The organism is Pseudaeromonas sp. HNCC25DJ180, from assembly GCF_055413345.1.
In genome coordinates this window covers 73,116-97,075 of record NZ_JBVAYF010000011.1, presented here as the reverse complement: position 1 = coordinate 97,075, position 23,960 = coordinate 73,116, and the positions used below count along the sequence as shown (strand labels likewise).

Sequence of the window (23,960 nt, the reverse complement as noted above, 5' to 3'; positions counted from 1 at the left end):
GCCTCATTTTACAGAGCAAATGAATGGTTATGGTACAAATGAGCACAACCAGTGCAGCAGGATGCACTACTTCACATCAAGCCGGGAAACATGTGTTTGATACCTGCCACCATGATTTCAATCCCCAGCGACATCATGATGAGGCCCATGATCCGGGTCACCACATTAATGCCGGTTTTGCCCATCACCCGAAACAGCAGGGGGGCGGCACGAAACACCAACCAGGAAAAAAGCGAGAAGACCACGACCACCAGACTTAGACCAAAGAGCTGACCTGGGGTATTGAACTGGCTGGAGTAAACTATGGTAGAGCTGATCGCACCCGGTCCCGCCATCAGCGGCAGCGCCAACGGCACCACGGCAATGGACTCCTTAGCGATACTCTCCCCCTTCTCTTCCTTATTGTGGCGCACCTCCCCCAACTTGCCCTGCAACATGGACCAGGCAATCAGAGTAATCAGCGAGCCACCGGCAATACGAAATGACGCCAACGAGATGCCGAACAGATCCAGTATCATCTGCCCAAAAAACATGGAGACCCAGAGGATAATCATGACGGCGATATTGGCAGTGGTGTTGGTCTTCATCCGCTCCTGAGCCGTCATATGGCCCGTCAGACTGACAAAAACCGGCAACAACCCCAACGGATTGATGATGGCCACCAGACCGATAAAGAATTTCAAATAAAAAGCGTACTCAAGGTGTGCCATAGGAATGCGACCACGTGATGAAAAGTAACAACCAATTATAGTCCAACTTCAAAGCGCGGCGATTATCGCCAGTCCGAAGAAAAACACCAATGATTTAAAATAATCCCCTCCAGCTGGATTAGTTTTTCTAGGCCTAGACGGTACAAGCCGAGCCGGGATACCGGCTCCTAGTAGGCCTAACTTTCAGGACCATAACTCAATAAAACCGTCGGTTTTCGCCTGATGTTTCAGCAACATGATGGTCAAAGACGTTTTTTTGTTGTCATTTCTCCAGTTTAGTCGATGACCTTGTGTATTCGCCGCCATCAGCCAAGACAAAAACCATATGATTAATGCGGCTACAGCCCTGATTTCTCCTGGGTTAATGCCCCAGTGATTGGCACTTACGATAGAAATTTTGTGCTCTCTATGACGCAGTGGTGTAAATGAAACAAAATTCCTTTTGTCATTTTACAACAATTGATATGGATCAAGTTGGCAGCCACTAGCTACTCCTATAATCGCCAACGAAAGAGGTTTCCTAAGCGGCGATGCTACAGGAATGGAGAGATGCCACTCTTTGTGTATACTCGGAGCGCAGTTTCTGTTTCATCTCTTTTGGCAACGCCAAACATTAGTAAACAGTTTTCAAAAACTCAGCAGGAGAAAATCATGGCTGTAACAAACCTTGCCGAACTGGACGAGCTGGTTGCTCGCGTTAAGGAAGCTCAACGTCTCTTCTCTACTTTCTCGCAAGAGCAAGTAGACAAGATCTTCCGCGCCGCAGCTCTGGCCGCCAACAATGCTCGTATTCCGCTGGCCCAAATGGCCGTTGCCGAATCCGGCATGGGCATCATCGAAGATAAGGTTATCAAGAACCACTTCGCTTCCGAGTACATCTACAACAAGTACAAAGATGAAAAGACCTGTGGCATTCTGAGTGAAGATGACGAGTTCGGTACTGTCACCATCGCCGAGCCAGTTGGTATCATCTGTGGTATCGTTCCAACCACCAACCCGACTTCTACTGCGATCTTCAAGTCTCTGATTGCCCTGAAGACCCGTAACGCCATCATCTTCTCCCCGCACCCACGCGCCAAGAACGCCACCAACACCGCTGCCAAGCTGGTGCTGGATGCCGCTATTTCCGCCGGTGCTCCTGCTGACATCATCGGCTGGATTGATCAACCGACTGTTGAACTCTCCAACGCCCTGATGAAGCATGCCGACATCAACCTGATCCTGGCCACTGGTGGTCCTGGCATGGTTAAGGCTGCTTACTCCTCTGGTAAGCCAGCTATCGGTGTTGGCGCCGGTAACGTACCGGTTGTCATCGACGAAACTGCCGATGTGAAGCGCGCCGTTGCCTCTATCCTGATGTCCAAGACCTTCGATAACGGCGTAGTCTGTGCTTCCGAGCAAGCCGTCATCGTGGTTGACAGCATCTACGACCAAGTTAAAGAGCGTTTCGCCAGCCACAAGGGCTACGTCCTGTCCAAGGAAGAAGCCGACAAGGTTCGCAAGGTTATCCTGATCAATGGCGCCATGAACGCGGCCATCGTGGGTCAACCGGCTACCAAGATCGCTGAAATGTCTGGCGTCAAAGTTCCTGCCGACACCAAGATCCTGATCGGTGAAGGCGTGAAGATCTGCGAAGAAGAAGAATTCGCGCACGAGAAGCTCTCCCCGACTCTGGGTATGTTCCGTGCCAAGAACTTCGAAGAAGCCGTCAGCATGGCGTGTGACATGGTGGATCTGGGTGGTATCGGCCACACGTCTGCTCTGTACACCGACCAGGACATGAACGCAGATCGCGTGAAGTACTTCGGCGACAAGATGAAGACTGCACGTATCCTCATCAACACCCCTACCACTCACGGTGGTATCGGTGACCTGTACAACTTCGCAATGGCTCCTTCCCTGACGCTGGGTTGTGGTTCATGGGGTGGTAACTCTATCTCCGAAAACGTTGGTCCTAAGCATCTGATCAACAAGAAGATGGTCGCTAAACGGGCTGAAAATATGCTGTGGCACAAACTTCCTAAATCTATCTACTTCCGTCGTGGTTCCCTGCCAATCGCTCTGAGCGATCTGGAAGGCAAGAAGCGCGCCATGGTGGTCACCGACCGTTTCCTGTTCAACAACGGTTACACCGATGAACTGGTTCGCCTGCTGAAGGGCATGTCCATGGAAGTGGAAGTGTTCTACGAAGTAGAAGCTGACCCGACTCTGTCCATCGTCCGTAAGGGCGCCGAGATGGCCCAATCCTTCAAGCCGGACGTGATCCTGGCTCTGGGTGGTGGTTCACCGATGGACGCCGCCAAGATCATGTGGGTAATGTACGAACATCCGGACACTGCCTTCGAAGATCTGGCCATGCGCTTTATGGATATCCGTAAGCGTATCTACAAGTTCCCGAAGATGGGTCAAAAGGCCGAGCTGGTATGTATCACCACCACCTCCGGTACCGGTTCAGAAGTTACGCCGTTCGCCGTTGTAACTGACGACGCCACTGGTGTTAAGTACCCACTGGCCGACTACGAGCTGACCCCGAACATGGCCATCGTTGACGCCAACCTGGTTGCCAACATGCCTAAGTCCCTGTGTGCGTTCGGTGGTGTTGACGCCGTGACTCACGCCATGGAAGCCTATGTATCCGTTATCGCTAACGAATACTCTGATGGCCAAGCCCTGCAAGCCCTGAAGATGCTGAAGGAATACCTGCCTTCCAGCTACCATAACGGCAAAGCTGACATGGTTGCTCGTGAGAAGGTTCACAATGCCGCTACCATCGCTGGTATCGCATTCGCCAACGCCTTCCTGGGTGTGTGTCACTCCATGGCCCACAAGCTGGGTGCCGAGTTCCACATTCCGCACGGTCTGTCTAACGCTCTGCTGATCTGCAACGTGATCCGCTACAACGCGAACGACAACCCGACCAAGCAGACTGCGTTCTCCCAGTATGACCGCCCGCAAGCGCGTCGTCGTTATGCTGAAGTCGCTGACCACCTGGGTCTGACTGCTGCCGGTGATCGCACCGCAGCCAAGATCGAGAAGCTGCTGGCATGGCTGGATGCCCTGAAGAAGGATCTGGACATCCCTATGTCCATCCGTGATGCAGGCGTACCGGAAGAGAAGTTCCTGGCCAAGGTTGATGCCCTGTCCATTGAAGCCTTCGATGACCAGTGCACCGGCGCCAACCCGCGCTACCCACTGATCAGCGAGCTGAAGCAGGTTCTGCTCGACTCTTACTATGGCCGTCCCTACACCGAAGGTGCTGTGGTTGTTGCCAAGGAAGAGAAGAAAGAAGAAGGTAAGAAGAAGAAATAAGCTTCCTCTTCCCCGCTAAATTAGAAGGCCCGCGCACTGTGCGGGCCTTTTCTTTGCTTGTCGCTGATGACTCTGCTAATTTTTAGGTTAAAAAAGGGAGAGCCCATGGCCGACGTCACACTGCCCATCGCCCAACTTCAGATTGGCCACTACATCAAGTTACCTCTGAGTTGGAAGTCTCACCCCTTCCTGCGCAGCTCCTTTGTCATAAAAAATCTCGAACAAATTCAAACTCTGCGCAGTATTGGCTTCACCGAAATAGTGGTTGATCCCGACAAAAGCACTACCGAAGTCATTCTGCTGGAGCCAGAGCCCGAGGTTGCGACAGAGCCGACGCCGGAACTTGATGATCCCGCAGTCGTAGCCAATAAGGCCAGCCAGCAGCAGATGCGCCGCGCCATCCGCACCGCCGAGCGCGCTTTTACCAGCTCCATCTCTCCCCTTCGTGACTCACTGACGCAACTAAACCTTAAACCAGATGAGGGCTTAGGCGCCGTGGCCGATCTTATTCGCCATGCGGCTACTCATCTCACTAGCCAGGATGGCCCTGTGGGCCTGCAACTGGTACGCGCCGTGCAACAGGGTGACCCGCTACTGCTGCACAGCCTGAATGTGGCGTTCATCGCCATGCTGATCGCCAAAGAGGCCGGTTGGTCGCCGCTGGAGATCGAAGATGCGGGTCTGGCTGGACTGACCCATGATATCGGGGAGTTGAAGATCCCAATCCAGATCAGTCGCAAACGGACTGAACTCACCAAGCCAGAGATCAACTTCCTGCAAATGCACGTTCAATACGGATTTGAACAGTTAACCACCTTGGGTGCCTTCTCCAGTAAAATTCGCGATGTAGCCTATCAGCATCATGAGTGCCTGGATGGCTCGGGTTATCCAAAAGGAGTGAAGGGCGATCAGCTCTCCGCTCTAACCCGGCTGATTTCAGTCGTGGATTTCTACGATGAAAATCTGCATCCCCGTAATGCCTTGCTGACGGCGCTGCCTAATCAGGTGATGGCCAAGCTGTATAAACGAGCAGGCAAGCAACTGGATAACACCTTTATTCAACTATTGATCAAGGTAATGGGCATCTACCCCCCGGGCTGCATGGTGCGGCTCAGTGACGATAATGTAGCCTTGGTCATGACCAGCGATCCGACTGCGCCACTCAAACCCTGTGTCCTTCCCTTTATTCGCGGCGCGGTGCAAGAAGGGGTTGATCTGCTCAACCTACGCAATGCCACGCTTAGCATAGTCAGCGCCGTTGACCCTACCGAATTAACCAGCCAACAACGGGACTTCTTCAATCTTGGCAAGCGCTACTGTTACTACTTCTCCAGCTATATTCCGCCCGTTTTGTTACCTGATAACCCCACTTGAAATGGTGATGCTGAAGGCCAGCACCACCGGACGACTAGCCAAGTGGGCCATGTTATGCTTCTCCTGTTACCTGCCACTGAGCAGGCCTTAACATTAGTAACCCGTTGGAGATTAAAATGCGGATCCTGCACACCATGCTGCGCGTTGGCGACTTACAACGCTCTCTCGACTTCTATACCCGCATCTTGGGTATGAAACTGCTGCGTCAAAGCGAAAATAGTGAATATCAGTACACCCTGGCCTTCGTAGGCTATGGTGATGAAAAAGAGGAGGCTGTGATCGAGCTAACCTACAACTGGGGCGTGAGTGAGTATGAGCTGGGCAACGCCTATGGCCATATTGCCCTGGAAGCAGAAGATATTTACGCCACCTGCGACGCCATTCGTGCCGCTGGCGGCACCATCACTCGCGAGCCGGGCCCAGTCAAGGGTGGCACCACAGAGATCGCCTTCGTGGTCGACCCGGATGGTTACAAGATCGAACTCATCAACAAGAAACATGCAGGCTTGGGGCTCGGCGCCTAACCCATCCACCATAGTATCGCTCTGCAGTATGGCTCTACTTCAAAGCGGGCATGGCCCGCTTATCCTGATGACATCTGCAGCCGCTTACTTGAACATCAAGAGTTGATCCGCTTCGCTGACAACCGCCTCCCATTTCGCCAAAATAAGTGCTGATTGATACCACCTCATAAGGATATAGCTATGTGGATCTTACTCAGCCTGCTACTCATCATACTCTTGCCCCTGATCATCATGGTACGGATCTACAACCAATTGGTCACGCTCAAGGCCCAGTTTGAGAACGGATTTGCCCAGATCGAGGTCCAACTGCGCCGTCGCCATGATCTCATTCCCAATCTGGTGGAAACCGTCAAAGGTTACCTGCACCACGAACAGAGCACCTTGACCGCCGTTATCGAGGCTCGTAATGCAGCCAGCACCCTGCTCAAATCAGTCCGGGCTCATCCAACCGATGGTGCATCCATGGCCATGCTGGGCCAGGCCGAGAGCCGCCTAGGGCAAGCACTAGGGGGCTTGAGCGTACAGATGGAGGCCTACCCCGAGCTCAAAGCCAACGACAATATCCAGCAATTGTTCGAAGAGTTGACTGCGACTGAAAATAGGGTTGCCTTCGCCAGACAAGCCTTCAATGATGGCGTCACCGCCTACAACATCTACCGCAAGACCTTCCCCTCCATCCTGGTTGCCAACTCGCTGGGCCACACCCAGGACGCTGCTCTGCTTATCATCGAAGATCCGCAGAGTTATCACCAAACCCCGCAGGTAACGCTCTAACCACCAGCCACTCCTTTACTATGCAAGAGGCGCTATCGTGATCTTTTATGAACAACAGGCTCAAGCGAGACAGTTAAGCCGCCTGCTGGTTCTGCTCTATGGCAGCGGCGTACTGGTACTGGCGCTACTCTCTAGTCTGCTGTTGAGTTTAGTCTTTATTCCACTCAAACTGGCATGGTGGTCTCATGCGGGAACAGCTGAGCAATCGCTATTCAACCAGGGGCAATTCTTGACCCTAGCCGCGACCATCCTCTTCATCAGTCTGTTTGTCAGCTACCTACGCTATCGACAGTTACACCAAGGTGGATGGCGAGTTGCCAAGGCCCTTGGCGGGCGGCGTCTGCTGCCTAATACCGCCGATCTGCCAGAGCAACGACTGCGCAACGTGGTCGAGGAGATGGCGATTGCCTCTGGGCTACCGGTTCCGGCCCTGTTTATCCAGGATAATGAACTGGGGATCAACGCCTTCGCCGCCGGCATGACCATCAATGACGCCGTCATAGTGGTCACAAAAGGAGCCATTGACGCGCTAGATCGCGATGAACTGCAGGCCGTAGTGGCCCATGAATTCAGCCATATTCTCAACGGCGACATCCGCTTGAATATGCAATTAGCCGCGGCGATGGCGGGCCTGCTCTTCATAGAGCGGCTGGCGGAATGGCTCAATCGCGACATGCTAGGAGAGCAGGAGCAGCATGAGCGTCCGCGAGGCGCGTTTGAATTGGGATGTCATACCATAGGTTATGGCGGCGTCCTGTTCAGTCAATTTATCAAGGCGGCCGTCAACCGCCAAAGGGAAGCCCTGGCTGATGCCTCTGCCGTGCAATTCACCCGTCACCCGCTGGCACTGGCCAACGCCTTGAAAAAGGTCGCAGGCCACCCCTATGCCTCCCTGATCTTCCACCCGGCCGCCAAGGAGTACAGCCACCTCTTTTTTGGCCAGGGACAAAACAGCAGCTTCTCAGGTCGCCTGGCTACGCACCCGCCGTTGAGTGAACGCATCCGTCTGCTAGAGCCTGATTGGGATGGTCAGTACATTCGCGGCGCAGTGGCCACCCCCATCGAAACCTATCGGGAAGAGAGTGATCTGCCCTTGACGCAACGTCTGGCCCATCAACAACAGGCTAGCGAACGCTTGGCCAATCTGGACTTTGATGCCCCCCAGGAGTGGCTGGATCTGCTGCCGATGGAATTGGTCGCCACGGCCCACGACCCAAACCAGGCCCAGCTTCTGGTCTACGCCCTGCTGCTCGACACAGATGTAGCCATCAGGCATCGGCAGCTCAAGGCACTACCCGATGCCGAGCGCGTAGATGAGCTGACTCGCCATGACCCTCCCCGCCGCTTGCGACTGGGCTTACTGGAGCTCTGTCTGCCCAGTTTGCAACTGATGAGTCAGGAGGAGTATGAGGTATTCAGCCGGCATATCGATGAACTGAGTGCAGCCGATGGTGAAAACAGCCTGTTTGAGTGGCTGCTCTATCGCCTGCTCGACCATCAACTTCACAGCCGCTTTAAACCGACAGTCGGCCAGAGCGTGGTGCGCGATATGAGCCAGCTAACCGAGCCGCTCGCACTCCTGAGCGCGGCCCTGGCCTACCACTGTGCCTCTAACGAGGCCGATCGACTGCGCTTTTATCAGCACATCATCCAGCAACTGACGCTCGACAAACCACTGCTCACCCAGTGTCCTGATCTGGCCCAAATGGCTGCTGCCCTCACTCAAGTTCAACGGGCCAGTCCAGGTATCCGCCTACGCTTAGTGCAAGCCGTGGTTGCCGCCATGGAGCTGGATGGCCAGGTGAGTGATACCGAATTTGAGCTGTTTAGAGTCCTCGCCGTTTGTCTGGAGTGCCCCATTCCTCCCCCTCAATCCGGCATGGGTATGGCAGAGTAATCCCCATCACCTACTTGGCCACACACAAAAAAGCCAGCGGCATGCTGCTGGCTTTTTTGTCAGGGAATACCAGGTCATGCCCCTTTGGTATTCGGCGTGGCAGGAGCCGCCTTCTTGGTGGCCGATGGTTTAGGCGCTGATTTGATATCGAGAGTAGCCGGTTTAACCTCGGGCGCCGCTGGTTTGGCTGGCTCTATCGCCGTCGGATCCTTCGCCACCCCTTGCGCTATGGCTGCGGCACCCGGATCGGTCGTGGTATAGAGGGGCCCCCCCACTTCTTGCCCTCTAGTCTCATAGGTGGGCAGACTGCGCGACATGGAGATGATCACCCGACGATTTTTTGCCCGCCCCGCCTCGCTATCGTTGACGGCTATATGCTGTTTCTCCCCATGACCATCCACCTCGATACGCAAGGGATCCACCCCCTGCGCGGCGAAATAGCTCTTGATGGCCTTGGCTCGACGTTCGGAGAGTTTCTGGTTAGGCCAACGGCCACCGTAGCTGTCGGTATAGGCATTGATCACCAACATGTCGATGGAGGGATCCGCTTTCACATACTGGCCAATCATCTCGATGCGCCGACGGGAATAGGCCGTCAGCTGATCGCTGTTTTTTTCATAGTTAAGAATGGTAAAGGCAATATCTTCAAAGGTATAGGGCAGCAGCGTCTGCAAACACATCATAAATGATTGATAACGTGGGTAAAAACCTACAGCAGAGACGGAAACCTGCACCGGCTGGCCTCTGTGATACCAATCGCGGAACAAGAAGGCAGGGAAACGTCCCTGCTCCAACTCGCCGGCCATGGTCCAGGCTGTCTGGCCATTGACCAGACCATCAAACTGCTTATAGAAACGAATGGTCGACAAACCGGTTTCTGGCACCCCAGGTCGCCAACGAGGAGGCAAGGAGCGCAGAGTCACAGTCTGGATGCGCGCATTGGGTCGCAGCGGTTTGAGCTCGAAGTCGAGGTTGATGTTTTTTCCTGCGCGGCTGACAAAGGCACCACTACCGTAGTTGGGTATAAAGTGCTCCAGCCGGCACTCCAACGGGGTGTCCCCCGTCAATCGCCAGCTAGATTGATCGAGTGAGGCCCCATACTCGAGCACGGCGGCTTGTCCAGCCCCCGAGAGCATCATAATGGCAAATAGATACCTATACTTCACGGCGATCTCCTCTTCCCTATCACTCAGGCTATCGGCTGGCCCGCCATAAACTTTAGCCCCGGATCACCAACACGCTAACATGGGCTTTGCCAGTCTCTTCTGCCATAATATCGAGCCTTCACGGCAGGAAGCGGCATCTAGCCATCAATAACTCAAGATTTCAAACGGGAAAGGAGAGACCCGATGCGCAAACGTATTATACAAATTGAAGAGAGACCCTCATTACTGGAGTGTATCCCTCTGAGTTTCCAGCATCTGTTTGCCATGTTTGGTGCCTCGGTACTGGTTCCCATGTTGTTCAAGATCGATGTAGGAACCGTGCTGCTGTTTAACGGCATAGGCACCCTTATCTATCTGTTCCTCTGTCAGGGTAAGGTGCCAGCCTATCTGGGTTCGAGTTTCGCCTTTCTCTCCCCCGTGTTTGCCGTCATGGCCAGCTATAGCTACGAGACCGCACTGGGTGGTTTTATCGCCTCAGGCTTGCTGTTTATGGCGGTCGCCTGCCTCATCAAGCTTTTTGGTTACAAGTGGATCAATGTCGTGTTCCCCCCCGCCTCAATGGGCGCCATAGTAGCCATCATAGGTCTGGAATTGGCTCCGGTTGCCGCAGACATGGCAGGGCTGACAGCCAAGACCCTGGATCCCAAGGTAGTCGGCGTCTCCATGTTTACCCTGGCGGTCGTGGTGTTTGGTTCAGTGCTGTTTCGCGGTTTTCTGGCCGTTATTCCTATCCTCATCGCTATAGTTGCCGGATATCTAGCCGCCTGGGGCCTGGGGTTAGTCGATGTCAGTGGTGTATCCCAAGCCTCACTCTTGCAGATGCCCACCTTCTATACCCCTCATTTTGAGCTGGCGGCCATCATCACCATACTGCCCGCCGCTTTCGTGGTGATCGCCGAGCATATCGGCCACTTCATCGTCACCGAAAAGATTGTCGATCGACCCTTGATGAAAGATCCGGGTATGCACCGCTCTTTGATGGGCGATGGTTTCTCTACTACCCTCTCCGGCTTCTTCGGTTCGGTACCTACCACCACCTATGGTGAGAACATAGGCGTGATGGCCATTACCCGGGTCTACAGTGTCTGGGTCATTGGCGGCGCGGCCATCCTCTCTATCCTGCTGGCCTTCTTCGGTCAATTCACCGCCGCCATCCGCACCATACCGGTTCCCGTCATGGGCGGGGTATCGCTACTGCTGTTTGGGGTAATTGCAGCATCTGGTATTCGAATGCTGGTAGAATCCAAGGTGGACTACAGCAAACCCAAAAATCTGATCCTCACCTCCATAGTGTTGATCGTTGGCTTGTCTGGCGCCCACCTGGATCTGGGCAGTGTCAGCCTCAAGGGTATGGCGCTGGCCACCTTGCTCTCCATTGCTATCAGCCTGCTGTTCGAGGTGTTCGAACGCCTGGGCTGGATGAGTACCTATGACATCATGGAGCCATAACCGGCTCCCTTTTTGTGACAATTGAGTCTGGCGGATGAACGATAAAAAGAGCGTGCACCCTTTAAAAGAGCGATTTCGTGGTTATTTTCCCGTCGTCATCGATGTAGAAACTGCAGGATTCAAAGCCAATAGCGATGCCCTGCTGGAAATAGCGGCCTGTACGCTGACTATGGATGATGATGGCTGGATCCATATCGATGAGACCTTCCATTTTCATGTGGAGCCCTTCGAAGGCGCCAACATAGAGAAGGCCGCCATTGAGTTCAATGGGATCGACCCTTTCAATCCGTTGCGGGGGGCTGTTTCGGAAAAAGAGGCGTTAGGTGCCATCTTCAAGGGACTGCGCAAAGGACTAAAAGAGACCGACTGCCATCGTGCCATAGTCGTGGCACACAATGCGGCATTCGATCATGGCTTCATGATGGCAGCAGCCGAACGAGCTGGGCTAAAGCGTAATCCTTTTCATCCCTTTGCCACCTTTGATACCGCCACCCTGGCGGGATTGGCATTGGGACAGACTGTGCTGGCCAAGGCTTGCATCTGTGCTGGCATCCCTTTTGACAATAAAGAGGCTCACTCTGCCCTCTATGACACCCAACGGACGGCAGAGCTCTTTTGCCATATCGTCAACCGCTGGAAATCCCTAGGCGGCTGGCCTCCGGTGATGGCCGAATAATCTAATCCGCTCCGCAAGGAGCGGCTTAATTTGAGCTGATGACTCAACGACTTATTTCATCTCCCAGTCGATAGAAATAAATGCAGCTACCTTTGCCCTCATTCATACTGATCCGTAGGTAAACTGACTTAACGTCGAGAGTTCACCATGGGGCATTTCGTCTGGCTTGTCGCATTACTAATTTGCCTGTTGCCGAACGGCATCTCAGAAGCCAACAGCACCAAGCTTTCGAAGAGCCTTAACCGCCCCATACCGCACCTCCTGTTTATCAGCCCAGCGCACAGTGATGATCTATTCTGGCAGCAGGTCGAGCAACACATGCGCTATGCCGCCACCAATTTTGGTTTTGAACTCAAGAGCCAGTATGCCAACGGCAGTCCATTACGGGTCAGCGCCTTAGCCAAGGCAGCCATAACAAGCCAGGATCGGCCAGATTTTCTCCTGTTGCAGTTCAATGGCCCCATAATGCCGCGCCTGTTGGCGAGCGCCCAGCAGTATAATGTGAAGGTTATCACCTTCAACACCGCACAATCGACAGACTCACGCCATTCGATGGGCCTGCCCAGAGAGCGCTATACCAATTGGCTGGCCCATCTCTGGCCAAATGACCGACTGGCAGGACAACTCGAAGCAGAAGCCCTCATGCAAGCGGCGCGGCAGCAGTGGCCCCAGGAAACACCAACTATTTTGGCTTTCAATGGTGCCAAGAGTGAAGTGTCACGCGTTGCCACGGAGCGCAGTCAGGGCTTGCATCAAGCCGTTGCCTACGTTGGATCAGGGCGGCTGGCCCAAGAATTTTCTACCTACTGGGATGCAGACAAAGCCACTCGGCCCTTGCTCTCTGCGCTTAAACGCTATCCTGATGCCAGATTGCTATGGAGTGCATCCGATGCCATGGGGTTAAGATTACGGCAGCAACTGCTGGAAGGGGGGCGGCAAATAGATGCGTTTTTGATCGCGAGTATCGATGCCACGCCACAAGGCATTTCCGCCGTGGAGCGAGGTGAGTTAGTCGCCACGGTTGGCGGCCATTTCATGGAAGGGGCCTGGTGCATGGTGCTCATCTATGACTACCTGCACCAGCATGACTTTGCCAAGGAGGGGGTTTTGTTTCAGACCGACATGCAAACCTTCGATCGCCACAGTGTCGCGATCTTGCGACAGCTCTATACCAATGACGCCTTTGCCAAGTTGGACTATCACGCGTTCACACAGACCGACGCCCCCCCAGGAAAAGCAAACCTAGCAGGATACGACTTCAGTTGGCAGCGGCTACTCCACGTATTCCAGCAACAGGAGCTACTCCATGTGAAACCTTGAAAGGCCCTGCCGGCAGGGCCTGGTTAACTCTATTCTGGCTGTTTATGACGAGCCGCAGCTTCCTTGATCAATGTCTGCAATTCACCCTGTTGATACATCTCCAGTATGATGTCGCACCCCCCGATAAGCTCACCTTCGACCCAGAGCTGAGGAAACGTAGGCCAATTGGCATACTTGGGTAACTCAGCCCGAATATCGGGATTCAGCAGTATGTCCACATAAGCAAAAGGCTCGCTGCAAGCCATCAGGGCCTGGGAAGCCTGAGAAGAGAAGCCGCAACTAGGCAGCTTGGGAGACCCTTTCATATAGAGCAGGATAGGGTTTTCGGCGATTTGCTGTTTGATCTTGTCGATTGTTTCCATCTTTGCCTCGTTGCGTGATCTTTGAGATCCATTCTACTGCATAACCAGACAGGAACAATCCTGCAAGGTGTAGGGTTATTTGACCCCGCCACAGCCATAGTCTACCTAGACAGCCCTCCAATAGGGGATACCAAAGCCGGCGTCCCATGTTGATAAAGTAGCCGGCTTGTTAAAATGAGTTGTCATAGTTGTGGCGTTTATCCTGAAAAGTTTGCTATAAATCAATTCTTGCTGGGGTTTGGCTCCCGCACTATCGATTAACTGGCCCTCTGCTGGGCCCTACAATGGAGAGTTTTGTCATGGCTTTTGAACTTCCGGCCCTGCCCTATGAAAAGAATGCACTGGAACCCCACTTCTCTCAGGAAACGTTGGAGTTTCACTATGGCAAGCATCACAACACCTATGTGGTCAACCTGAACAATCTGATTCCGGGGACCGAGTTTGAGGGCAAGTCCCTTGAAGAGATCATCAAGAGCTCCAGCGGTGGCGTATTCAATAATGCCGCCCAGATCTGGAATCACACCTTTTTCTGGCACAGCCTGGCGCCTAACGCTGGCGGCGAACCCACGGGTTCCCTAGCAGACGCCATCAAGGCCACCTTCGGCTCTTTCGAGCAGTTCAAGGAAGCCTTCACCAAGTCTGCTGTGACCAACTTCGGCTCAGGCTGGACCTGGCTGGTGAAGAAAGCCGATGGCTCATTGGCCATAGTCAATACCTCCAACGCCGGTTGCCCGTTGACCGATGGCGTCACTCCGCTGCTAACCGTGGATGTGTGGGAACACGCCTACTACATTGACTATCGCAACCTGCGTCCCAAGTATCTGGAAGCCTTTTGGGCCCTGGCTAATTGGGAATTTGCGGCCAAAAACTTCGCTGCCTAAGCCTGATAACACAAGGCTAATAACAAGCCTGCTACCGCTAATGCCAGTCAGTTAACGCTGACTGGCATTTTCTTTTTCGGCCCTGTTATCACGATAATCGGCGCTTTACCGCGCCAGAATTATTTTGTATACCCCCGGATGCGGCAGAAAAAACAGATAAAAAAATCCGCACCCATAGGAAGTGGATGCGGACTGTGATATCCCGGCAGGAACGGTCAATGACGCTTTAACTGTGTCGTGTTAGACCACAGCGCCCCATTGAATTGGCAAACAAGTTACAGGCGAATGCCCAGACTTTGCCGCAGGTAAGCACCCGCCCCCAACAAACCAGGATGTGCGTGGGTAATGAGGAAGACCGGGATATCCTTGAGATAAGCTTGGAAACGCCCCTTGTCCTCAAATGCCACGCGGAAACCCGAGCCCTTAAAGAACTCCAGGAAACGAGGCACTATGCCCCCAGCGATATAGACACCGCCAAAGGTGCCCAGATTCAGCGCGAGATTGCCCCCGAAACGGCCCATCAGCACACAGAACAGACTCAGAGCACGACGGCAGTCGGTACAGCTATCAGCCAACGCCCGTTCAGTCACATCCTTGGGTTGCAGCGCCTCAGGGAGCCGTTCATCCGCCAACACCAAACCACGATAGAGATTAACCAGACCGGGGCCAGACAAGAGCCGCTCGGCAGAAACATGCCCCAACTCGGCACGTAAGGCGTGTAACACGGCATCCTCTTCATCACTATTGGGGGCAAAATCCACATGCCCACCTTCGCCAGGCAGACTCAACCACTGGTCACCGGCTTGCACCAGATGCGCCACACCCAGACCCGTACCCGCCCCATACACGGCGATGGGCTTGCCCGCTTGAGCAGCAACACCACCGAACTGCAACTTATCGGCGTCACTCAGCACAGGAATGGCCATGGAGACGGCCGTAAAATCGTTGATGATCTCCAGATGCTTAAATCCAAGGTTAGCCTTCATCTCGGTAATGGAGAATTCCCAAGTATGGTTGGTCATGGCAACCCAATCACCCTTGATGGGGCAGGCAATGGCAATGCAGGCATCGTCCACCGAGGTATTATGCTCGGCTAGGTAAACACGGATCACCTCTTCAAGACTCGGATAATCGAGCCCTGAATAGGTCTTAGCCTGAGAGATTTCGCCTGAATCCATTGCACATAATGCCAAACGCGCATTGGTACCGCCAACATCCCCGACCAGGGCATAGGAAGCCATAAACACTCCTTAATTACGTTCACTTACTGAATTATATGAAAATTATCTCGCCACAATTCTACCGCCAGTGGCCCACTATAAATAGAGGAAGGATCACAAGAGATGGATTTCCATGCGGTGAATGTTGTAATTTTCTTACAAAACGGTGCCAGTAGTATCAAATATCTGCTAGCTTTAAAATATGTAGACAAATTCGCTCTAGTCCACTCGGCTGTGTGATCTAAACATTCCGAGTAAATTTGCCCATATATGGTTGAAGATCAATCTATTAACCTGGGTTAGCTTGCAATGCTGGACTAGCGCCACCACTAAAATCCTAGAGATGTCTGATGAATACGTTGGAAAAAATCACTAAAAATTTGGATAGTTTCAGTAAATCCGAACGCAAAGTGGCAGAGGTGATATTGGCAGCGCCACAAACCGCCATCCACTCCAGCATTGCCACCCTGGCCAAGATGGCGGATGTCAGTGAGCCCACGGTCAACCGTTTTTGCCGTCGTTTGGATACCAAAGGTTTTCCTGATTTCAAGCTTCATCTGGCCCAGAGTCTGGCCAATGGCACTCCCTATGTGAATCTGCATGTGGAGGAGGATGATGGCCCAGATGCCTACACCTCAAAGATATTCGAATCTACTATCGCCTGTCTGGATGTGGCCAAGAACAGCCTGGACACCTCGTTAGTCAATCGCTGCGTCGACCTGTTGACCCAAGCCAAGAAGCTCTCGTTTTTTGGCCTGGGTGCCTCCTCCGCCGTTGCCCACGATGCCCTGAACAAGTTCTTTCGCTTCAATATTCCGGTCACCTGCTTTGACGATATTGTCATGATGCGCATGAGTTGCATCAACAGCAGTGAGGGCGATGTAGTCGTCGTCATCTCTCATACCGGTCGCACCAAAGCCCTGGTTGAGATTGCCCACCTAGCCCGCCTTAATGATGCCACCGTCATCGGCATCACCGCCAAGGAGTCACCCTTGGCCCAGGAGTGCAATTTAGTGCTCTCCATGGATGTGCCCGAAGATACCGATGTCTATCTCCCCATGGCATCTCGCATCGCCCAGCTCGCCCTGATTGATGTATTAGCCACCGGCTTCACCCTGCGCCGCGGCATCAAATTTCGGGAAAATCTGAAGAAAGTGAAGGAAGGGATCAAAGATTCCCGCTTTGAGATGCCCACCTCCTGACCCCTGCTCTATGGGCCTCAAACTGAGGCCCGTTTTCTCTTTTCCCCTAGTATCGTTGCCCATCGCCATGGTGTAGAATCGTTTTCAACTTACAATCTGCTTACCCCAGGTAGCATGTTGAAACGCTTTGCAATAGTCGTTTCTAACTGATTGTGCTCTCAGAATTTTTTGCATTCAAATAACTCATCTCTTGGAGTCTCTCATGTTACGAAGAACCAAAATTGTGACCACTATGGGCCCAGCCACCGATCGCGAAGGCGTATTGGAAGGGATCATCAAGGCTGGTGCCAGCATGGTGCGCATGAACTTCTCCCACGGCACTGCCGAGGATCATATCCAACGCGCCAAGCAAGTTCGCGAACTGGCTGCGCGCCTGGGTAAGCACGTCGCCATTCTAGGCGACTTGCAGGGTCCGAAGATCCGGGTTTCCACCTTCAAGGATGGTAAAATCTTCCTCTCAGTGGGTGACAACTTTGTGCTGGATGCCGCCCTGGGTAAGGGTGAAGGCGATCAACAACAAGTCGGTATCGACTACAAAACACTGCCGGATGATGTGATCCCGGGTGATCTGTTGCTGTTGGATGATGGCCGGGTTCAGCTCAAGATTGACCGCGTCGAAGGCAGCCGTATCTACACAACGGTCACAGTCGCCGGCCCCCTATCCAACAACAAGGGGATCAACAAGAAAGGTGGCGGTCTCTCCGCCCCGGCCCTGACTGAAAAAGATAAGGAAGATATCAAGACCGCCGCGCTGATGCAGGTGGATTACCTGGCGGTCTCCTTCCCGCGTTCAGGGGCGGATCTGAACTACGCCCGTGAGCTGGCCCGCGAAGCGGGTTGCAACGCCAAGATAGTAGCCAAAGTAGAGCGCGCCGAAACCGTGGCAACCGATGAGGCCATGGAAGACATCATTCTGGCTTCAGATGTGGTGATGGTGGCTCGTGGCGATCTGGGCGTCGAGATCGGTGACTCCGAGCTGATGGGTGTGCAGAAGAAACTGATCCGTACCGCTCGCCGTCTGAACCGCGTGGTGATCACCGCGACCCAGATGATGGAGTCGATGATCAAGGCACCACTGCCTACTCGTGCCGAAGTCATGGACGTCGCCAATGCCGTTCTGGATGGCACAGATGCGGTCATGCTCTCCGCCGAAACCGCAGCCGGTGACTTCCCCATCGAAACCGTGACCGCCATGGCCAGCGTCTGTCTGGGTGCCGAGAAACACCCCAGCGTCAACGTCTCTAACCACAGAATGAACTACACCTTCACCTCGGTGGAAGAGACCATAGCCATGTCGACCATGTATGCCGCCAACCATATGGCTGGGGTCAAGGGCATTGTCTCCATGACAGAATCAGGCACCACTCCCTTGCTGATGTCGCGCCTGAGCTCTGGCCTGCCGATCTTCGCCCTCTCCCGCCACCAGCAGACCCTGAATTGGGCCAGCCTGTACCGCGGTGTCACCCCCGTGTTCTTTGATGGTGATGAAACCAAACCCATCATCGAAGTATGCCGTGACGCGCTGGAAGTGCTGAAGCAACTCAGCTACCTGAAATCAGGTGATCTGGTACTGTTCACCCACGGTGACAGCATGGAGACTATTGGCTCTACCAATAATTGCAAGATCCTGACCGTCGAGTAATTCACTCGCCCGGCATATCAACAGCCAGTCAATTGACTGGCTGTTTTGTTTAATCAGCAACGCCACCCCCCCTATCAACACTGCGGTTGGTTGCAGCCCATCTGCTCCAGTTCGCCCACCGCAAAGCTATCCACCTGCAACGCCTGAATGCGCAAACGTTCGGCTTCCTGCAGTGCAGCCACCTCTTGCGCATTCAACACCCCCGCCGCCTCGGCCGCCAGCAGCCGTTCTAGCAGGCTCTGTTTAGCCAGGAGCCGCCCCTGTTTTTGCGCCTGCAACAGCCGTTGTTCCAGAGGCTGCACGGCCAGCATGGCGGCAAAAGCCAGCTCCACCCGGCCTATGGGATCCTGCTCACTCTCCTGCCAGTAACACAGGGCCGTGATCCGCTCACGTAGCTCGCTGCGTTGCAGCATCTGTTGGCAGATGATGGTCACAGTCTCATCACGCACCGGTCGATAAGCCATACCGAGCGGGAACAGCAGAAACTTGAGCAGCCGCCCCACTCCATATTTGCCAAGATTATTGCAGACCCCCTGCAGGGCGAGCCCCATCTGCCACAGCCCCTGATGCAGGGTGTAATGCAGGAGCGGCAAGTCAGCTGCCGGCCGCCCTTGATCTTCGAAATATTTGAGTACGGCGGAAGCTAAATAGAGCTGGCTCAATACATCCCCCAATCGGGCGGAGAGCATCTCCCGCCGTTTCAACTCTCCCCCCAGCATCAACATGGCCACATCCGTGCATAGGGCCAGGGCCCGACTCATGCGCGTAAGCTGGCGGTAATAGCCTGCCGTCGCGCCCGGGCGTGGTGTGGCTTCAAAACGACCTAGCGTCAGCCCGGAGAGCAGGGTCAACCCCAAATTCTTCAGGGTAAACCGCACATGGGGCCAGAGTTGGGCATCAAACTGTGCCAGGGCAGCGACGGCATCCTTGAGAGCGGCGGCTTCCAGCTCTTTGAATAGATATGGATGGCAACGGGTAGCCCCCTGGCCAAAGATCATCAGGCTGCGAGTGAGAATGTTCGCCCCCTCGACCGTGATGGCGATGGGAATGCCCATATAGTGATAGCCCAAATAGTTATTGGGCCCCAACTGCACACCACGTCCGGCATGAATATCCATGGCCGCGCTCAGCGTCGTTCGAGCCAGCTCAGTCATGTGATACTTGGCGATGGCAGTCACAATGCCAGGACTGGCTCCCAGATCCAGTCCTGTGGTCGTCAAGCATCGCGCCGCCTCCAACTGATAAGTAGAGGCGGCAATCCGCGCCAGAGCTTCTTGTACCCCTTCAAATTTGCCAATCGAGAGACCAAACTGCCTACGCACATAGGCATAAGCACTGGTGGTGCGCAACGCCAGGTGACCACAAGCCGTACCCAGTGCGGGTAGCGATATGCCTCGGCCCGCCGAGAGACACTCAACCAGCATACGCCAGCCCTTGCCGGCATACTCCCAGCCACCAATGATCCACTCCAGCGGAATGAAGACATCTCGACCCTGAGTCGGACCATTCAAAAAGATCTGGCCCATGGGAAAATGGCGCGCACCGATCTCGACCCCTGGATGGGTCGCCGGGATTAAGGCACAGGTGATCCCATAGTCACTCACCTCACCCAGCAGGTGATCCGGATCTGTCAGTTTGAAGGCCAAGCCCAGCACAGTGGCGCGGGGAGCCAGGGTGATATAGCGCTTGCTCCAGTTCAGATGGATACCAATGATCTCCTCGCCCTGCCACATGCCCCTGCCAATCACGCCCAGATCCGAGATGGCTCCGGCGTCAGAACCCGCCTCAGGGGCAGTGAGGGCAAAGCAGGGCAACTCCTCACCCTTGGCCAAACGTGGTAACCAGTACTGTTTCTGCGACTCGGTGCCGTAATGCAGCAGCAACTCGCCAGGCCCCAGCGAGTTGGGCACCATGACGGTGACGGCAACGCTCAGGCTGCGGGTGGCAATGCGGGCTACTATGGTGGAGTTGGCATAGCTACTAAAGCCCATGCCGCCATACTCTTTGGGAATGATCAGGGCAAAGAAGCCCTTGCTGCGCAGGTAAGTCCACACCTCAGGCGGCAGATCCCGGTCCTGGTTGACCATGGCAAAATCGCTGAGCGTGGCCAGCAGAGGATCGACAACGTCAGCAATAAATTGGGCTTCATCTTCACGCAGTTGCGGCTTGGGAAAACCATGCAACTTGTGCCAGTCCGGCGCGCCACTAAAGAGCTCGCCATCCCACCACACATCTCCTGCGGCCATCGCCTCACGCTCGGTGGCCGATAAGGGCGGTAGCAGTCGCTGGAACAGACGGAGCACGGGAGCGCTAAGATAGGCTTGCCGCCATGCCGTCACCCGCAGTAGCAGGTAAGCGGCCACTATGATGATCATCAAGAGTAACCAAGCCATAGGGAACGCTCCTTAACTCCTGAAGAGAAGATCGGCAAGCCACTGCCTGTTGCCCCTAAGGGCAGAAAACACCATAGGGTTAACTTCTGCTTAAACCCCTGAGCCCTTGTTTAAAAGCTAGTGCAGCCCCAGAGCGCGTCAAGTTTCGTCCCTCTAACCTGGGCGTTATGCGACAAAGCCAACCGAGGCACGCCCACATCAATCGCCTCCGGGTAGATAAATTTTGTTTTTTTACCCCTAAGGTGAACTTTTGGGGACAATTGGACTCTATATATATGCCACTGCAATTAATCATTACGTCTTTGCCCAGCTGACAACATTTTTGTCGCTGGGCTTCTTTTTTGTGGTGCGGGTGCTGCGATGATGAGCGAGCAAGAGAGCAAGAAGAGGTAGAGATGTCACTGCAACACGCCCCAGCCCATGTGGTACTGGCCGTTGATCTGATCGAGTTGTTAGAAAGTAACCAGATCGATGCCAAGATAGTCCTGGCCGCCTTACCGCTGATAGCTCGAGACTACCAGCGAAAACTGGCGCTGGAGCAAACGAGTCGCCGCGAAACACCATCCTCCGCTGGCTCATCACAACAGCAGACATAAAAAAAATCCGGAAGCCTGATGGGCTTCCGGATCTCATGACACAGACGCTAGCGCTAACAACCCCGAGGTGAGGTGTTACTCGTCATCTTCCAGATAGGCATAGCCTTGCAGGCCCGCTTCCAGATCGGCAAGCAGCGCAGTGCGCGTCTCCTCATCCAGTGACGGGTTAGCCGCCAGCTGCCGGTAGTTCTCGCGGATCAGATCCGGGTTGATGTTGACGTAACGCAGCAGGTTATCCACATTGTCACCGCGAATAATGTTGGTGATCACCGCCTTGCCCTGCTCATCCATGCACACATCGGCACTATGGGTATCCCCGAACAGATTGTGCAGATCGCCCAGTATTTCCTGGTAAGCGCCGACCAGGAAGAAGCCCATGTAGCAGGACTCATCCTCCCCGAACTCGGGCATCGGCAGGGTCGTTTCGACCCCTACCCCATCCACATAGTGATTAATCACGCCATCGGAGTCACAGGTGATGTCCAGCACCACACCGCGCCTTACCGGCGGCCGATCCAGACCACTCAAGGGCATGACCGGGAAGATCTGATCGATCCCCCAGGCATCCGGCAGAGATTGGAACAGGGAGAAGTTGACGAAACATTTATCGGCCAGCTTCTCGTTGAGTTCATCCAACATGGCCCTGTGTTGCCGATTGACCGGGTTGAGCAGTGTCTTGACGCGCAGGCAAAGATTCAGGTGCAGCTCTTCGGCCCAGGCCCGCTCGGTGAGGGTCAGCAAACCCATGGTATATTGGCTATGCACATCCGCCAGGTCGGCTACCGAATCGTGGAAGATTTCCAGCAGGCCAGGATCCTCATCATTGAGCTCCAGCCAGCTCTCCCACATGTTTTGCAACAGCAGAGGAGCGGTCTCATCCGGTGCATCCAACTCACGGCTTTCCACCTTCTCGGTACCGATCACATTGGAGATCAAGACAGCATGATGAGCCGTGATGGCACGACCCGACTCACTGATAATGGTCGGATGAGGCAGATCAAATTCGCGACATACATCGCCTATGCCCCACACCACGTTGTTGGCATATTCCCGCAGGCTATAGTTGGCCGAGCAGTGACTCTGGGAGCGTGAGCCCTCATAGTCCACGCCCAACCCCCCCCCGACGTCCACCACGTCTATGCTGGCGCCTAGACGACGTAACTCGGCATAGAAACGACCACACTCACGGATACCGCTCTGGATGTCCCGGATATTGGCGATCTGGGAGCCCAGGTGAAAGTGTACCAGTTGCAACCACTCCAGCTTGCCCAACTCTCGCAGCCGCGCCACCAGACGGAGGATCTGCGCCGCCGAGAGACCGAACTTGGATTTTTCACCGCCACTGGCCTGCCACTTACCCGCGCTCTGGTGAGCCAAGCGTGCGCGCACACCAATTCGCGGCGCCACATTCAATCGGCTGGCTTCATCAAGCACCAGCTCCAATTCCGAGGGCTTCTCCACCACTATGTAGACATGGTGGCCCATCACGCTGCCCAGCAGCGCATGGCGTACATATTCACGATCTTTATAACCATTACAGACTATGACTGTCCCCCGCTCATGGCGATGGGAGAGCACAGCCAACAGCTCGGGCTTTGAGCCGGCCTCTAACCCCAGACGCGGCTTGTCGTCATAGGCTTTGGCGATCGACTCGATCACTTGATTCTGTTGATTGACCTTGATGGGATAGACGCACTGATACGCCCCTTCATAGCCATAGTTTTCTATGGCCTGCTGGAACGCATTGAACAGGGCATCGACCCGGCTCTTGATGATGTCAGGAAAGCGCAACAACACAGGTGCGGCAAAGCCGCGTTGCCGCAACTCTTCGATGATGTCGACTAGAGCCGCACGGTGATCTGGCTGGCTCTTGTTAGGAGCCACCACCACTTGTCCCTGGTCATCCAAATGAAAAAAGCCACCACCCCAGTAAGGTAGGTTATAAACCTTAAGGGCGTCCGCTGCGGACCAATTAGTCATGGGCTATGCCTCGCAATAAGAGTATCGAGTCGATAATCGTTACTGGCCAAATCAAATCCAGAGAGCCGATATACGCCGGATCTCTGGGGTAGCTGCTTGTCTGCTGTCACCATACTGGCCAAATGCGCAGAGCAGATGACGGCAGACTGTTTTATTCCCACAGAGGGAGCCATGGGTTGATTGCCACATGGCAGGAAGTACAACCGGATGCATTCCAGCGGCGCAAGCAGAGCACGCGCCACAACCTGGCCAAAGCGCCCTAAATGCCGACACGACGGCCAGACTGGCAGGTTTGGATAAGAACAAAGAAGCTGTCTGGCCCCCTGAATACCTATTCGCGCGGAGTTTACACACAGTTTTTTTCATTTACCAATGGAAATCCTGGCGTTAAAAACTCTGCAAAAAACAGACCTTACAGCACAAATGCTTATTCATTGAAATTTAGTGAATAAAATCACAAAACGCCAACAGCCTCATGATCTGGC

Annotated in this window: 17 protein-coding genes and 1 pseudogene; 12 read left to right on the top strand and 6 right to left on the bottom strand. The window is 54.2% G+C overall.

The features are described from left to right. Nucleotides 1-71: 71 nt before the first annotated feature. Complete coding sequence (locus tag ACZYTD_RS11590; protein ID WP_463892185.1) at nucleotides 72-710, bottom strand: YchE family NAAT transporter; 639 nt, start codon at nucleotides 708-710, stop codon at nucleotides 72-74. A gap of 549 nt (nucleotides 711-1,259) precedes the next feature. Between ACZYTD_RS11590 and adhE the strand changes: the two genes are divergently transcribed. From adhE to ACZYTD_RS11565, 5 genes are all read left to right on the top strand, one after another. After that, nucleotides 1,260-4,019 (top strand): bifunctional acetaldehyde-CoA/alcohol dehydrogenase, encoded by a 2,760-nt coding sequence (gene adhE, locus ACZYTD_RS11585; RefSeq protein ID WP_463892184.1) that lies wholly within the window; start codon nucleotides 1,260-1,262, stop codon nucleotides 4,017-4,019. Between the two features lie 105 nt (nucleotides 4,020-4,124). Then, a complete protein-coding gene (locus tag ACZYTD_RS11580; RefSeq protein WP_463892182.1) occupies nucleotides 4,125-5,393 on the top strand; it encodes an HD-GYP domain-containing protein in 1,269 nt (422 codons plus the stop codon). Nucleotides 5,394-5,509: 116 nt separating this feature from the next. Then, on the top strand, nucleotides 5,510-5,917 hold the full coding sequence (gene gloA / locus ACZYTD_RS11575) for a lactoylglutathione lyase (RefSeq protein WP_463892181.1): 408 nt from the start codon (nucleotides 5,510-5,512) through the stop codon (nucleotides 5,915-5,917). A 180-nt stretch (nucleotides 5,918-6,097) separates the two neighbouring features. After that, nucleotides 6,098-6,691 (top strand): LemA family protein, encoded by a 594-nt coding sequence (locus ACZYTD_RS11570; RefSeq protein ID WP_463892180.1) that lies wholly within the window; start codon nucleotides 6,098-6,100, stop codon nucleotides 6,689-6,691. A gap of 37 nt (nucleotides 6,692-6,728) precedes the next feature. Then, nucleotides 6,729-8,588 carry a M48 family metallopeptidase gene (locus tag ACZYTD_RS11565; RefSeq protein WP_463892178.1) on the top strand — a complete coding sequence of 620 codons (1,860 nt, stop codon included), beginning with the start codon at nucleotides 6,729-6,731 and terminating at the stop codon, nucleotides 8,586-8,588. Between the two features lie 305 nt (nucleotides 8,589-8,893). Here ACZYTD_RS11565 and ACZYTD_RS11560 read toward each other — a convergent pair. Further along, nucleotides 8,894-9,727, bottom strand: a pseudogene (locus tag ACZYTD_RS11560) (flagellar protein MotY); the annotation flags it as partial. A 210-nt stretch (nucleotides 9,728-9,937) separates the two neighbouring features. On the opposite strand from ACZYTD_RS11560, the gene uraA reads away from it, so the two are divergent. From uraA to ACZYTD_RS11545, 3 genes are all read left to right on the top strand, one after another. Next, nucleotides 9,938-11,203 (top strand): uracil permease, encoded by a 1,266-nt coding sequence (uraA, locus tag ACZYTD_RS11555; protein ID WP_463892177.1) that lies wholly within the window; start codon nucleotides 9,938-9,940, stop codon nucleotides 11,201-11,203. 34 nt (nucleotides 11,204-11,237) lie between these two features. After that, on the top strand, nucleotides 11,238-11,879 hold the full coding sequence (gene rnt, locus ACZYTD_RS11550) for a ribonuclease T (protein WP_463892175.1): 642 nt from the start codon (nucleotides 11,238-11,240) through the stop codon (nucleotides 11,877-11,879). A 147-nt stretch (nucleotides 11,880-12,026) separates the two neighbouring features. Next, nucleotides 12,027-13,199, top strand: coding sequence for an ABC transporter substrate-binding protein (locus ACZYTD_RS11545; protein WP_463892174.1), 1,173 nt, complete (start codon nucleotides 12,027-12,029; stop codon nucleotides 13,197-13,199). Nucleotides 13,200-13,228: 29 nt separating this feature from the next. On the opposite strand, the gene ACZYTD_RS11540 is transcribed toward ACZYTD_RS11545, so the two are convergent. Further along, a complete protein-coding gene (locus tag ACZYTD_RS11540; RefSeq protein WP_463892172.1) occupies nucleotides 13,229-13,561 on the bottom strand; it encodes a Grx4 family monothiol glutaredoxin in 333 nt (110 codons plus the stop codon). Between the two features lie 299 nt (nucleotides 13,562-13,860). Here ACZYTD_RS11540 and sodB point away from each other — a divergent pair, with 299 nt between their 5' ends. Further along, nucleotides 13,861-14,442, top strand: coding sequence for a superoxide dismutase [Fe] (gene sodB, locus ACZYTD_RS11535; protein WP_463892170.1), 582 nt, complete (start codon nucleotides 13,861-13,863; stop codon nucleotides 14,440-14,442). Between the two features lie 275 nt (nucleotides 14,443-14,717). On the opposite strand, the gene glk is transcribed toward sodB, so the two are convergent. Continuing rightward, nucleotides 14,718-15,683, bottom strand: coding sequence for a glucokinase (gene glk, locus ACZYTD_RS11530; protein ID WP_463892169.1), 966 nt, complete (start codon nucleotides 15,681-15,683; stop codon nucleotides 14,718-14,720). 329 nt (nucleotides 15,684-16,012) lie between these two features. Here glk and ACZYTD_RS11525 point away from each other — a divergent pair, with 329 nt between their 5' ends. Next, nucleotides 16,013-16,864, top strand: a complete 852-nt coding sequence (locus ACZYTD_RS11525; protein ID WP_463892168.1) for a MurR/RpiR family transcriptional regulator — start codon at nucleotides 16,013-16,015, stop codon at nucleotides 16,862-16,864. Nucleotides 16,865-17,066: 202 nt separating this feature from the next. Further along, on the top strand, nucleotides 17,067-18,506 hold the full coding sequence (pyk, locus tag ACZYTD_RS11520; RefSeq protein WP_463892167.1) for a pyruvate kinase: 1,440 nt from the start codon (nucleotides 17,067-17,069) through the stop codon (nucleotides 18,504-18,506). 74 nt (nucleotides 18,507-18,580) lie between these two features. On the opposite strand, the gene ACZYTD_RS11515 is transcribed toward pyk, so the two are convergent. Beyond that, nucleotides 18,581-20,899 (bottom strand): acyl-CoA dehydrogenase, encoded by a 2,319-nt coding sequence (locus ACZYTD_RS11515; RefSeq protein ID WP_463892165.1) that lies wholly within the window; start codon nucleotides 20,897-20,899, stop codon nucleotides 18,581-18,583. Between the two features lie 395 nt (nucleotides 20,900-21,294). On the opposite strand from ACZYTD_RS11515, the gene ACZYTD_RS11510 reads away from it, so the two are divergent. Beyond that, nucleotides 21,295-21,495 (top strand): DUF2496 domain-containing protein, encoded by a 201-nt coding sequence (locus ACZYTD_RS11510; protein WP_463892164.1) that lies wholly within the window; start codon nucleotides 21,295-21,297, stop codon nucleotides 21,493-21,495. A gap of 75 nt (nucleotides 21,496-21,570) precedes the next feature. On the opposite strand, the gene speA is transcribed toward ACZYTD_RS11510, so the two are convergent. Further along, entirely contained in the window at nucleotides 21,571-23,475 is a 1,905-nt protein-coding gene (gene speA, locus ACZYTD_RS11505; protein WP_463892162.1) for a biosynthetic arginine decarboxylase, read from the bottom strand. Nucleotides 23,476-23,960: the final 485 nt, after the last annotated feature.